The 13,471-nt window shown below is 69.6% G+C and carries 9 protein-coding genes; 6 read left to right on the top strand and 3 right to left on the bottom strand.

Annotated features, from left to right (window positions below):
* Positions 1-41: 41 nt before the first annotated feature.
* Positions 42-1,193, bottom strand: a complete 1,152-nt coding sequence (locus ACQ4L4_RS22970) for an AraC family transcriptional regulator ligand-binding domain-containing protein (RefSeq protein WP_431101157.1) — start codon at positions 1,191-1,193, stop codon at positions 42-44.
* A complete protein-coding gene (locus tag ACQ4L4_RS22965) occupies positions 1,190-2,131 on the bottom strand; it encodes a GGDEF domain-containing protein (protein ID WP_431101156.1) in 942 nt (313 codons plus the stop codon). Before ACQ4L4_RS22965 ends, ACQ4L4_RS22970 begins: the two co-directional genes overlap by 4 nt.
* Positions 2,132-2,263: 132 nt before the next feature.
* Here ACQ4L4_RS22965 and ACQ4L4_RS22960 point away from each other — a divergent pair, with 132 nt between their 5' ends.
* The 4 genes from ACQ4L4_RS22960 (at position 2,264) to ACQ4L4_RS22945 (ending at position 9,171) form a co-directional block, all read left to right on the top strand.
* The gene (locus tag ACQ4L4_RS22960) at positions 2,264-3,928 is read left to right on the top strand and encodes a hypothetical protein (protein WP_431101154.1); all 1,665 of its coding nucleotides are present in this window, start codon (positions 2,264-2,266) and stop codon (positions 3,926-3,928) included.
* 156 nt (positions 3,929-4,084) lie between these two features.
* Positions 4,085-6,718, top strand: coding sequence for a TonB-dependent receptor (locus ACQ4L4_RS22955; RefSeq protein ID WP_431101153.1), 2,634 nt, complete (start codon positions 4,085-4,087; stop codon positions 6,716-6,718).
* A gap of 23 nt (positions 6,719-6,741) precedes the next feature.
* Complete coding sequence (locus ACQ4L4_RS22950) at positions 6,742-8,604, top strand: phytase (protein WP_431101152.1); 1,863 nt, start codon at positions 6,742-6,744, stop codon at positions 8,602-8,604.
* 105 nt (positions 8,605-8,709) lie between these two features.
* A complete protein-coding gene (locus tag ACQ4L4_RS22945) occupies positions 8,710-9,171 on the top strand; it encodes a GNAT family N-acetyltransferase (protein WP_431101151.1) in 462 nt (153 codons plus the stop codon).
* A gap of 47 nt (positions 9,172-9,218) precedes the next feature.
* Here ACQ4L4_RS22945 and ACQ4L4_RS22940 read toward each other — a convergent pair whose 3' ends face one another.
* Positions 9,219-9,803, bottom strand: coding sequence for a diguanylate cyclase domain-containing protein (locus ACQ4L4_RS22940; protein WP_431101150.1), 585 nt, complete (start codon positions 9,801-9,803; stop codon positions 9,219-9,221).
* 315 nt (positions 9,804-10,118) lie between these two features.
* Here ACQ4L4_RS22940 and ACQ4L4_RS22935 point away from each other — a divergent pair, with 315 nt between their 5' ends.
* Both ACQ4L4_RS22935 and ACQ4L4_RS22930 read left to right on the top strand, forming a co-directional pair.
* Positions 10,119-10,673, top strand: a complete 555-nt coding sequence (locus ACQ4L4_RS22935; RefSeq protein ID WP_377158483.1) for an ECF-type sigma factor — start codon at positions 10,119-10,121, stop codon at positions 10,671-10,673.
* Between the two features lie 57 nt (positions 10,674-10,730).
* Positions 10,731-13,457 carry a serine/threonine protein kinase gene (locus ACQ4L4_RS22930; RefSeq protein ID WP_431101149.1) on the top strand — a complete coding sequence of 909 codons (2,727 nt, stop codon included), beginning with the start codon at positions 10,731-10,733 and terminating at the stop codon, positions 13,455-13,457.
* The last annotated feature ends 14 nt before the right edge of the window (positions 13,458-13,471 follow it).

Genomic DNA, 13,471 nt, shown 5'->3' with positions numbered 1-13,471 from the left:
CGCCAGCCTTCGCGGCTTCGGAAGTCCGTGGACCGCGCCGCTCAGAGCAATCCCGGCGTCATCCCGGTCCAGCGCTTGAACGAACGCCGGAAGTTGCTCTTGTCGGTGAAGCCCAGCGAGCGCGCCACGGCCTCGCCGCGCTGGCCGCGCATCAGCATGAGGTAGAGCGCCGCATGCGCGCGGACCTGGTCCAGCTGCGCCTGGTGGTGCGTGCCGAGCTGGGCCAGCTGGCGCTTCAGCGTCGCCGGGCTGACGCCGAAACGCCGCGCGCTGCGTTCCAGCGACGGATCGCCGCCGACCTCGGCCAGCAGGTGGTCGTAGAGCGCCGCGAGCTGACCGCGCGAGGCGGCTTCCGGGTCCGCGCCCTGCGCCAGCGCGCTGGCCGCCATGGCCGGGCGGCCGGAGATCGCCGCGGGCCAGGGCGCGGTCGCCGCCGCCAGCGGCAGGCGCATCGCATCCACCTGGCAACCGAAGCGCAGATCGCTGCCGAGGTAGGCCGCGTGTTGCGACAGCTCCCGCGGGCGCGTGCGATTGAAGCTAAAGGACCAGGGCAGCGCCTGCCCGCCGCCCAGCCATTGCGCCATCGCGACGACGGCGCTCATCTGCATGTCCACGAGCAAGGGCTGCAGGCTGGCCGGCGCGCCGCAGGATTCGGTCCAGACGAGCAGCAGTTCGTCCGAGGTCTCGACCAGCCGAGGCGTGAGCAACGGCGACAGACGTGCCGGCCAGTCGCACAGCACGCGCAGCGCCTGGCGCAGGTCGCCGGCCTGCTGCATCGCCTGGCTGGCGAGGCCGTAATGCCCCGGCAGGCTCAGCTGGCCGACGACGAAACCGACGTCGCGCGCCAGCGGCTGCAGCGCGGCCAGCATCGACAGCAGTTGCCGAGGCGACAACATCTGCCCCGGCACCACCCCGCAACGGCCCAGCCATTCCTGCGGTTCGAACCCGCGGCTCCGGGCGAACTCGGCCAGCAGCGCGCCGTGGTAGGCCCACGGGATGAAGGCGCGGTCCGCGCCGTGATGCGGCACGGCGCGCGCCGGCAAGGCCTGGCGCAGCGCGGCCAGCGCATCGTCGGAAGCCGCAGTCGCGCAGGCTGCCGCGGTTGCCGCGGTTGCCGCGGTTGCGGCGGTCGCCGCGGTTACGCCCACCGCGGCGCTGGCGGCGGCGTTGGCATCGTCCGCGACGAGCCTCACCGCAGCCGCTCCAGCAGGCGCAGCAGCTGCGTCTCCGCGTCTTCCTGCGGATCCAGCGCGGCGCTGGCCATGCGGGCGCTCAGCCGCGCCCGCGTGCGTCCGTCGGCGCACGGATGCACATGGGAGGACAAGGCCGCCAGCAGATCGCCCGGCAGTGCCGAATCGGCGTCCGGCAACACGGCCACGAAGCGGTCGGCCGCATAGCGGCACAGCAGGTCGCCGCCGCGCAACTGCAGCAGCAACAGCGGGCCGGTGGCCTGCAGCAGCCGGTCGGCTTCGGCCAGCCCGTGCTGGCGCGCGAGCGTGGGCAGATCCAACCAGCCCAGCATGACCAGCGTGGTGCCCACCGTCGTCGTGCCTCCCGCCATGCCCGCCGACATCGCGTTCGACGCTCGTGCCAGGTCTTGCTGGCGGCGGATCTGATCCAGCAGATAGGCGCCGTCGCCGAGTTGCGTCAGGCCGTCGATCTGCGTGTGTTCGCGATAGCCCCGCTCACGGCCGGCGCGCAGCGCGTTCAGCGCGAGCTGCTCCTGCCGCCACAGGTGCAGGCCGAAGGTCAGGCCCGTCATGCCGATGACGTGGAAGGTCGATTCCATGCCCATCAGCAGCGTGAACTCGCGCGGGAACTTCCAGAACTCGTCCATCAGGTCGGCCCAGCCGCCCAGCAGCATCCCGGACAGGCCCAGGCACAGCCAGGTCGTCACGCGGCCCGCGGGCCGGCTCGCGCGCAGCTGGACGAGCCACAGCGCCAGCATCGCGACGATCGAGGTCTCGCTGACAAGGTCGATCCAGCGCCAGATCGCCATCGGCTTGGCCACGGCCCAATAGCCGAAGGCCCAGGTGATGCCCGCCATGGCCAGCAGCAGCGCATGGCCGAAATGACGCGAGCCCGCGACCGGAGCGAGCACCAGCGGCGGGCGAGGCAGCACGACTTTCATGGCGCGCGATGCTAGGCGGCGTGTGTGACAGCCGTTGTCACACGGCGGGGACGGGGTCGTTTCGGCTCACGAACGCCCGTGCAGCGCCACTCACCGGCCTCCGTGGCCCCGCCACGTCAACCGGAGAGCCCCTTGCCGAACCGCGTCCCGTCCCTCACCCTGATCACCGCCGCGCTGCTGGCGCCATTGACCGCTTCCGCCCTGTCGACCGCCTTGCCTCCCCGATCCGTCACGGTCGTCACGACGCTCCCACCGCCGGTGGTGATGTGCGGCAACGAGCCGATGCCCACCCTCGCGGCGCCCTACAAGATGGTGTGCGCGACTGATCAGGAAGTGATCGCCGATTCCGGGGTCGACCAGGGCGACAACATCCGTCGCGCGCTGGAACGTCTGGTCGACAGCCAGACCGGCCTGTTCTTCCCGCGGGGACGCTACATCGTCTCAGGCGACCTGCCCTTGCGCAGCGGGAACGTGCTGGTGGGGAGCCCGTCGGGGGTCACGCACTTCGTCAATCCGTCCGAGAAGACGTCCTCGATCGGGCAGACCCTTCACAGCGCCACGAACATCCTCGTGGAAGGCCTGGTCCTCGACAACATCGCCATCAACTTCTTTCACGCCGGTACCAGCGTGGTCCGCTACAACGGGTTGCGCGGCACGACGTCCGAACTTGCGCAGATCTGGACCCACGGCGGGGACGAGATCGTCGGCAATGTCCTGTGGCGCGAGCCCGCGCATCCGGGCCTGGGCATCGCGGCCTACGGCGGTCGCGGCGCGCGCATCTCGGGCAATCTGCTGGGGAACGGCGACGCCGGCCCGAACGCGGCGATGAAGCGCACGACCGGACCGGACGCCCGCACGCGGCGGCTCGCCGAGCAGATGGCAACGCTGGCCGCGGGCAACGGCACGGTGCCGGCCGCGGGGCTGCCGCGAGGCCACTTCACCACCGCCCTCCATGTCCACGGCACCACCAAGACGTGGATCAACCGCAACGACATCACGGTGGCAGGCACGCACGTCAACGACACCCGTCCAGCGCACCCGATGGCCATGCTGACGAACGTCCAGCGCCTCATCCTGATGAACAACCGTTTCGTGGTCGAGGGGGATGCGGCGACGGCGCTCGTCCCGCTGGTGGTCCAGGCGCCGCAGAGCATGCACATCACCGGGAACACACTGGTGCGAGTGCCGCTGCAGCTGGCGTCCGATCCCGCAGGGATGCGTCCCACCAAGCGCACGGAGGTCAACGAGAACCGCCTGGTCGGCGCCACGATCAGCATCACCCAGCCCGTCACCGGCGACGATGAATCCCGCACCACGATCGACGACCTGCGCTTCCTCCGCAACGCCTTCCAGAACGTGGATCGCTCGTCGTGCATGATCAGCGCCCCGGAGCCCAGCCAGCCGGGACGCACCTTCGGGGAGCGGGACAACCGGGTGTTCCTCGGCGGCCAGCCGGCGAAGACCTGCAACCTGCGCGACTTGCCTCCCCAACTGTCGGCGGTGACGCCAGTGACGCCGATGAAGCCGATGAAGCCGGTGACGCCGCTGATGCCGCTAAAGCCGGCGATCGTCGCATCGGAAAACGGTCTTCCCCCCACGACGATCACCCCCGCGCCCGGTGACGGCAATGCCACGGCATCGATGCCCGAGGTCGTGAAGCCGTCGATCCCCACGACCGCCTCCCGCGAGCCCGAAGCGCCCAGGAAGCGCCGCTGGTACAAGCAGGCCTCCAAGTTCATCGAAGAGAGATCCGAGGAGATCATCGACAGGCTCAGGGCCATGATCCAGCGGCTCTGACGTCGCCTGCGCGCCACCAGGGGGTCGGATCGGCTCACCGCGCCCCCGCGACGGAGCCGTCCGGGCCGGCACGACACGAGAATCGCGCGCTGTCACGGACCCGCCATCCGCGGTTCCTAACGTGCGTCGCCATCCGTGACTCACCGACCCCCGACCATGCGCACGCCTCCCCGCCCCACCCTGCTCGCCCTCTGCCTGTCCAGCCTCTTCGCCGCCGCGCCGGCCCTGGCCCAGCAGACGCAGGATCCGAAGAACGACGCCAGGACCGCATCGAAGGCCGAGGCGACGTCCGACGCGAAGGCTGACGCAAAGGCCGATGTGAGGGCCGATGCGAGGGCCGATGCGAAGAAGAACGCCAAGGATTCGACGCCCGAGGCGAAGCAGCTCGAGACCGTCGTCACCGTCGGGCAGGCCGCGTCGCTGCGCTCCGCGCTCGACAAGCAGACCGCCGCCTCGGGCATCGTCAACGTCGTGCACGCCGACGGCATCGGCCAGCTGCCCGACAACAACGCCGCCGAGGCGCTGGCCCGCATGCCGGGCGTCTCGGTCGAGCGCGACCAGGGCGAGGGCCGCTTCATCCGCGTCCGCGGCCTCGGCCCGGACTACAACGCCGTCAACATCAACGGCGCGCTGACGCCGGCCTCGGAGTCCGACCGCCGCGCGCCCGGCCTGGACCTGGTGCCGGCCGGCCTGATCCGGTCGCTCGAGGTGCAGAAGACGCTGACGCCGGACCAGGACGCCAACTCCCTCGGCGGCACGGTGACCGTGCGCACGCTGAGCGCCTTCGACCAGCCGGGCCGGCTCTTCACGATGGAGCTCGGCGGCAACTACGACGCCAATGCCTCCAAGACCAAGCCGCGCGGCTCGGTGGCCTTCGCCGACCGTTTCGCCGGCGGCACGCTGGGCGTGGCGATGGCGCTGTCCGGCGACCAGCGCCGCTTCGCCAGCGACAACGTCGAGACCGGCGGCGACTGGGACGGCGAGAAGCTCAACAGCTTCGAGCTGCGCCGCTACACCATCACCCGCGAGCGCGTCGGCGCCGCGCTGAACCTCGACTTCAAGCCGGACGACGCGTCGCTCTTCTACCTGCGCAGCTTCACCAGCAAGTTCACCGACCAGGAAAGCCGGCAGTCGGTCGCCGTCGAATTCGAAGAGCCGCAGGCCCCTGGCGAGACTGGCGACGGCACCGTCAGCCGCGGCCTGAAGGCGCGCAAGGAGATCAACAAGTCCAGCGCCGTGGTGCTCGGCACCGAGCTGTCGCGCGGCGATTGGAAGTTCTGGGCCGAGGCCGGCGCCGGTCGCGCCAGCGAGAACAAGCCCGACACGCTGGCCTCCTCCTCGTTCACGGCGGACTTCTCCGGCCTGGGCTACACGGACACGGTCAAGCCGATGCCGACGGCCGTCACGGGCCTGAATGACCCGTCGCTGTATGCGTTCAACAAGGCCAAGATCGAGAAGAGCAACGCCACCGACCGCGTGCGCCATCTGAAGGCGGACGTGCAGCGCGAGTTCGACCTCGGCGACTGGGACCTCGACCTCAAGACCGGCCTGAAGGCGACCCGCCGCGACAAGGACAATGAGCAGGAGACCTACGCGCCCAGCGCCAAGCTGCTGAAGAAGGCGCCGTACAACGTGCCCTCGTCGCAGCTGGGCCTGGGTGGCTATGTCGGCGGCGGCTCGGTCGACTACCCGTGGACCTCGTTCGGCCCCGGCATCGATGCCGGCAAGCTGCACGGCCTGTACGGCGGCTATGACCTGAACGCGTTCCGCGACGAGGTCGATTCCAGCGTCAACGACTACGGCATGAAGGAACGCACCGACGCCGGCTACCTGCAGGCGACGCTGGAGAGCGGCGGCACGCAATGGCTGGTCGGCGTGCGCCACGAGCGCGTGCGCTTCACCGCCGACGGCACCGCGTGGAAGGACGGCGTGCTCAGCCCGGTGCACGAGGAGACGCGCTCGCGCCATTGGCTGCCGGCGGTGCTGCTGCGCCAGAAGCTGAACGAGGGCCTGGTGCTGCGCGCGGCGCTGACGCACTCGGTGGTGCGGCCGGCCTTCGGCCAGTTGAGCCCCGGCGTGACCGTCGACGGCGACGAGGCCACCATCGGCAACCCGCTGCTCAAGCCGCTGCGGGCACGCAACCTGGACCTGGGCCTGGAGCAGCGCTTGGGCCGCGACGGCGCGATGTCGGCCTACGTCTTCCACAAGAAGATCCGCGACTTCGCGTTCCAGACCGACCTGGCGGGCACGCCGGGCTGGGAGGACTTCAGCCATGTCGAGGCCTTCGCCAACGGCGGCGACGCGACGGTGCGCGGCGTGGAGCTCTCCTGGAGCCAGGCGCTGAGCACCCTGCCCGCGCCGTGGAACGGCCTGGTGATCGGCGCGAACGGCAGCTTCGTGAAGTCGCGCGCGACCATCGGCGGGTACGACGCCGGCCAGTTCGTCAGCCGCCGCATCGCGCTGCCGAGCCAGTCCGACCGCAGCGTCAACCTGAGCCTGGGCTGGGAGTCGCCGGCCTTCGGCGCGCGGATCGCGCTGAACCACAAGTCGCCCTACCTGCTCGAAGTCGGCGACGTGCTGGACGCGCGGCAGGATCGCAAGGTCGACACGCAGAACCAGATCGACGCGTCGATGCGCGTGCAGCTGACCAAACAGCTGCAGCTCCAGTTCGAGGCGCTGAACCTGAGCAACGAGCGCTACTACGTGTACCAGGGCAGCAAGGCCTTCAATACCCAGTACGAGCAGTACGGCCGCGCCTACAAGCTCAGCCTGAAACTGGCGATGTTCTGAGGCCGCGGCACGGGATGACGACGATGACAAAGAAGACGAAGAAGACGAAGACGACGAAGAAGGCGATCGGCGCGCTGGCGCTGGCCGCTGCGATGTCGGTGGGCGGCGTTGCCGCTCAGGCAGCCTCCGCCGGTGTGGCAGGTGCTGCTGGCACTGCCGCTGCTGCAGGAGCAGGAACTGGTGCGGCTCCGGCCGCAGCCCCGTCCACGGCGATGCCGAAGGCGGTGCTCGAGCTCGGCAAGGGCGGATTGCGCCTGCTCGACGACAAGGGCCAGTTGCTGGATGAATTCGGCGTCCGGGCCAAGCGCTGGGACCGCCGCCAACTGGCGGACGGCACGACCGTCGCGCTGCTGCAGGATGCCGACTCCGGCGCGCTGCGCCTCATCGAGGTCCGCGACCGCCGGCTACGTGAACGCGCGCACTGGACCGGTCCGGCCTTGGACGTGGAAGCGGTCTGCCTGTACCTGGAGCCGCGGCAGCAAACGCTGCAGGCGTTCCTGCTGGGCAGCGACGGGCTGGCCGAGCAATGGCTGCTGGCGGCGCCGGGCCTGGGCAACAGCAACAGCAACAGCAACAGCAAAGGCACAGGCACAGGCACAGGCAAAGGCAAAGGCACAGGCACAGGCACAGGCACAGGCACAGGCACGGGGACGGGCACGGGCACGGGCACGGGCAAGGAGCTCGGCAAGGGCCAGGTGTTGCGTCAGCTCGCGACGGTGCCCGATGCCAAGGGCTGCACCGTGCGGGACGACGAGGCGACGCTGTACGTCGCCGAGGCCGGCGTCGGCCTGTGGGCCTTCGTCGCGGATGCGGAGCGCGTGGGCCGCGACCTGGTCGCGCCCGGTCTGGCGCCGCAGGACATGGCGCTCTGGCTCGACGCCCGCACGGCGCAGCCGCGTCCCGTGATCCCGGTCGCGACGCCCTCGGCCCAGACCGAGCCGGTGCGCGGCGGCGGCGACGCGGCGGACGACCCGGCGATCTGGGTCCATCCGACACAGCCCGCCCGGAGCCGCATCCTCGGCACCGACAAGAAGCGCGGCCTCGCGGTCTATGACCTGCAAGGCCGCGAGACGCAGTTCCTGCCGGTCGGCCGGGTCAACAACGTCGACCTGCGCCAGCGCGTGCGCGACGGCGATCGCACCTGGGACCTCGCGGTCGCGACGCAGCGTGACCAGCGCAGCGTGCTGCTCTTCGGCATCGACGGCGCGGGCAAGGTCTCGACGCTCGCCGAGTTGCCGACGGGGCTGGACGAGGTCTACGGCGTCTGCAGCGCCCGCCATCCGGCAGGCGGGCTGGACGTGTTCGTCAACGACAAGGATGGCCGACTCCTGCAGATGCGCGTGACGCGCAAGGCCGGCGTGTGGACGTCGGAGATGGTGGCGTCGATGAAGCTGGCGACGCAGCCGGAAGGCTGCGTCGCGGACGAGCCCGGCCGGCAGCTGTTCGTCGGCGAGGAGAAGCGCGGCCTGTGGCGCGTGGCGCTGGACGCGGACGGCCGGCTCGGCGACGCGACGCTCATCTTGCCGGTGGGCGAGGTGCTGCATGCGGACGTCGAGGGCATGGCGGTGCATCGCAGTCCGGCGGGCGCATGGCTGGTGGTGTCCTCGCAGGGCAACGACAGCTACGTGGTGCTCGACGCCGACGCGCCGCACGCGGTCAAGGGACGTTTCCGCGTCGGACTGAACCCGGCGCGCGGCATCGACGCGGCGTCGGAGACGGACGGCCTGGACGTGACCTCGGCATCGCTCGGCGGCGAATACGGCGAGGGATTGCTCGTCGTCCAGGACGGCCACAAGCGCTGGCCGATGGGCCGGCAGAACTTCAAGCTGGTGCCGTGGCGCGAGGTGATGAAGGCGATCGAGGCGCCGACCACGCCGGTGCGCTGAGACGTCCGCTCACCCCGCGCGCCGGCGACGGCTTGATCGTGCGGACACCAGGGCTGATGATCCGTGCCTTTTCAACCCCGGGCTCGGCCCTCAGCTTCACCGCGCATGTCCTCAGATCTCGTCGTCCGTCCGATCGCTCCGTCCGACCTCGCCGCCTGGCGTCCGCTCTGGGACGGCTACAACGCCTTCTATGGACGCGTGGGCGAGACCGCCCTGCCCGAGGCCGTCACCGCGTCCACGTGGTCGCGCTTCTTCGACGAGCGCGAGCCGGTGCACGCCTTCGTCGCGGAACTGGACGGCCGGCTGGTCGGCCTGACGCACTACCTCTTCCATCGCAGCACGTCGCGGATCGAGGACACCTGCTACCTGCAGGACCTGTTCACCGCCGATGACGTCCGCGGCCGCGGCGTCGGACGTGCGCTGATCGCGGCCGTCACGGCCGCCGTCCAGGCGCGAGGCGGCCATCGCCTCTACTGGCAGACGCACACGACCAATGCCGCCGGTCGCGCGCTGTACGACCGCGTTGCGCAACACAAGGGGTTCATCGTCTACGGCCAGGATTTCTGACCGGGGCGGACATCGCGACGGCAGAGGCGCCGGATCCTGATCCGGCCTCAGCGCATCCGCCGGCGCAGGTCCTGGCGCGCGCTTTCCGCGAGATCGGTGCCACGCGCGCCGCCTTCCGGGAAGGACGCCATGCCCATCTGCAGGCGCACCTGCATCGTCACGGCACCCACGCCGTAGGGCCCGTTGAGCGCGGTCTCCAGACGGTGCTGCACCAGGTGAGCCTCGGCGACGCCGGCATCCAGCAGCAGCACCGCGAAGCTGGTCTCTCCCACCTGCAGGACCATGTCGGTCCCACGCACCCGGCTGCGCACGCGACGGCCCACCGCCGTCATCAGCCCGTCCCGGACCTCGGCCGCGGCAGCGCGTTCCCGGGCGCCCTCGCCCTCATCGACATCGTCGGCCGCGGCCTGCGCCGCGGGCGCCGCCGCCTCGGCCTCCAGCCACAGCACCGACAGGTGCCCGCCGTAGCGGCGGCACTGCGTGAGCTGGCGCGAGATCATGAGGCCGAACTCGGCCAGCGAATCCACCCGCGGCACCCACAGCGCCGGCGTCTGGCGCGCCGGCTTGAGGAGCCCGACCGGGGCCTGCTCCAAGGCGTCGGCGGGCGCTGCGGCGGCGGTGGATGGACTCATGCGCAACTGCTCCAGGCGGAAGACGGGTCACGCCCGCGCGCCGTTGCCTTTGATCGGCCGCCCGCGGGGTGCGAATGAATGGGGGTGAGGACACGACCCGCTGAAGCAGCCCGATCCATGCCGGCCTCCCTTGCCACATTGACCAAGCCGTGTCCTCATCTATCTAAAACGGATCCCCGGCGGCCATCCCGACATCCGCTAACAAAAATCTTCTCAGTGGAAACCCTTGAATTGACGCCGCCATGGCGCTGATCGCGTCATCCGTCGCCCGCGCCTGTGTAACAGGGTCATACGGGGCCGCTAGAGTTCTGCTCCATGAAGGACATCACCGAACTGCTGCACGACGCCGGTCAAGGGGACCGGTCCGCCGCTGACCAGGTGGTGGCGCAGCTGTACGGCGACCTTCAGCGCCTGGCGCGGCAGCGCATCCGGCAGGCAGGAGACCTGACCCTGCTGGACACCACCGCGCTGGTGCACGAGGCCTGGCTGCGGCTGGCCGGTTCTCAGGGCCAGACCTTCCCGGACCGGCGCCACTTCCTGGCCTACGCGGCCCGCACCATGCGCCACGTGGTCATCGACCTGGTGCGCGCGCGCCAGGCCGAGCGTCGCGGCGGCAACCAGCCGGACCTGACGCTGAACACCGCCGTCGTGGAAGGCACGCCGCAATCCGACGACAGCATCCTGCGCGTGCACGAGGCGCTGGAGGAACTGGCGACCATCGATCCGCGCCTGGCGCAGGTGGTCGAGATGCGCTACTTCGGCGGGCTGCTCGAGCAGGAAATCGCGGAAGCCCTCGGCGTCACCGAAAGGACCGTCCAGCGGGACTGGCAGAAGGCGAGAATCCTGCTTTCGATGAGCCTCAAGGACTGACCCCGGCCGGGTCGGGTCCGAGACCCGTCGTCCTCTCCGACACAAGACGCCCGACCGATGGACGCACTCGATAAACAGCGCTGGATCGCGCTGAGTCCGCTGCTCGACGAACTCCTGGACCTGGAGGGGCCGGACCGCGTCCGCCGGCTCGAGGAGATCCGGGCCGGCGACGTCGCCATGGCCGAGCACCTCGAGGCGCTGCTCGCGCGCGACGAGGCCCTGAACGACGACGGCTTCCTGGAGCAGCCCGCCGCGGAGGCGCTGCAGGGACCGGTGCCGTCGGCGGTGCCGCCGCTGGACTTCCGCGGCGAGTCGCTCGGCCCCTACGAGCTGGAGCGCGAGCTCGGCCAGGGCGGCATGGGCGCGGTGTGGCTCGCGAGCCGGGCCGACGGCCGCTTCGAGGGCCAGGTCGCCGTCAAGTTCCTGAAGTCCGGCCTCTTCGGCAAGGGCGACAGCGGGCGCTTCGAACGCGAGGGACAGATCCTCGCGCGGCTCTCGCATCCCAACATCGCGCGGCTGCTCGACGCGGGCGTGCACAACGGGCACCAGCCCTACCTGGTGCTGGAGTACGTCGACGGCCTGCCCATCGACCGCTACTGCCAGATCAACGCGCTGGACATCGAATCGCGCATCCAGCTCTTCCTCGACGTGCTGGCGGCGGTGGCGCACGCGCATTCGCGGCTGATCCTGCATCGCGACCTCAAGCCCAGCAACATCCTGGTCACGCACGACGGGCAGGTGAAGCTGCTGGACTTCGGCATCGCCAAGCTGCTCGACGACGCCACGCATTCCGGCGCGGCGACCGAACTCACGCAGCGCGCCGGCAGCGCGTTCACGCCGCAGTACGCGGCGCCGGAGCAGGTCCAGCAGGCCGACGTCACGACCGCGACGGACGTCTACGCGCTGGGCGTGCTGCTCTACCAGATGCTGGGCGGCCGCCATCCGACGGCGGACGACACGCAGACCCACCTCGACCGGCTGCGCGCCGTCGTCGAGCTCGTGCCCAAGCGGCTGTCGGAGGTGGCCAGCGACCAGCTCGACCCGGTCATCGCGCGCCAGGCCAAGCTGCTGCGCGGCGACCTGGACACGATCGTCGGGAAGGCGCTGAAGAAGAAGCCGTCCGAGCGCTATGCCAACGCGGAGTCGATGGCCGTCGACCTGCGGCACTGGCTGGCGCACGAGCCCATCACGGCAAGACCTGACACGCGGCTCTATGTGTTGGGGCGGTTCGTCCGGCGCCACCGGTGGAGCGTGGCGGCCAGCAGCGTGGCCGTGCTGGCGATGGTGTCGCTGACCGGGCTCAGCGTGCTGCAGGCCCGGCGTGCCGAGCGGGCCGAACATCAGGCGCAGGAGCGGCGGCAACAGGCGGACGATCTGCTGAGCTACATGCTCGGGGAACTGGCAGACAAGTTGCGCCCTGTCGGCAGACTCGAACTGCTGGATAGCGTGGGCAGCAAAGCGCTCACCTATCTTGCACAGGATTCAAATGCCACTCCCGTCGAGCGTCTGCAGAGGGCCAAGGCGCTGATGGTGCTCGGCGAAGTGCGGATCACCCGACGCGACCTGAAGGGCGCGCTCGAGCCTTTGGAACTCGCTCGACGATTGCTTGAAGGCGCGCCACCGGAGCCATCGCTTGCCGCAGAGTGGCGCAGGGCACAGGGTGCTGCGGCATTCTGGGTCGGCAATGTCCATTACTACGCGCGCGACACCGACAAGGCAACCTCCGCATGGCTGGCCTATCGCGACGCCGCCCAGGCTTGGCTCAATGTCCAGCCTGACGACAAAGAAGCCCTGATGGAGCTCTCCTATGCCTACAACAGCCTGGGATCGGCGCGAATGCTCAATGTGGACCTGCCTGGCGCCTCAACCTACTTTGTGCGTTCGATTGAACTGAAGCGGCGCAGTCTCGGAGATGGCAGCAAGTCAGACGCAGCCGCGCAGATAGATCTGTCCGACAGTCTCAGCTGGTTGGGCAGCGTCTATCTTCAACAGGGACTGGATGCTGCTGCAGCGCGCATGTATGCGGACGGCGCCGAGATCATTGCCGCTGTGCGCGCCAAGGCTCCGGGCGACGACAAGTGGGGTTACCACGAGTCCATCGTGCGCCGCTGGCACGCGGTCGCGCTCTCTCGCCTGGGTAGCCAGGACGCCGCCGCCCAAGAGTCAAAACTTGGCCTGGGAATTCTTCGCACGCTTCAGCAGCAGGATCCGACCAACCTTCAGTGGCGGATCAATCTGCTGATTTCCGAAGGATTCGATCTCGAGATCCGCGCTGCGAGGCTCGTGCCCGCTGAGTCGGCCGAACAAGCCCGCGCGCTGTTGACCCGCGTCAACGAGGCGATGGGGGCTGCGAATGCAAATACGAAGAACAAGCTGCTGGAGTTGACTGGCAGTCTGTCCAATGTGTTGGCTCAATCACTGCTCCGCCTTGGCGACGCGAGAGGTGCGTTCGAGGCGCTTGATGAAGCGGCGCGTGTGCAGGATACGACGCTCCCGTCCCGATCAACGGACCTGGGCTTCTTGACCAGTTATGTCGAAACGCGTCGTATGCGGATGATGGTCGAATCGTTGACCCGGCGACCAGCACCGAGCGAAGCGACCAAGGCCGCATGTCAGCAGATTCTTGACGCTACCGTGAAGATAGATGCGGCGATCCGGGTTCATCAGAGGATTACCCAGGCATGGGTTGAGGCCCAATCCTGCCTGGGTCAGGGAGAGCGGGATGACGTGAAGCGAGCCGCTGCTTGGTTGCTACGCGACAGATCGGCCATGCCGCACCCTTGATCCTGGCAATCAAC

It is taken from the genome of Roseateles noduli (genome assembly GCF_050626985.1).
Taxonomy (GTDB): Bacteria; Pseudomonadota; Gammaproteobacteria; order Burkholderiales; family Burkholderiaceae_C; genus Roseateles; species Roseateles noduli_A.
This window is presented reverse-complemented; position numbering and strand designations above follow the sequence as displayed.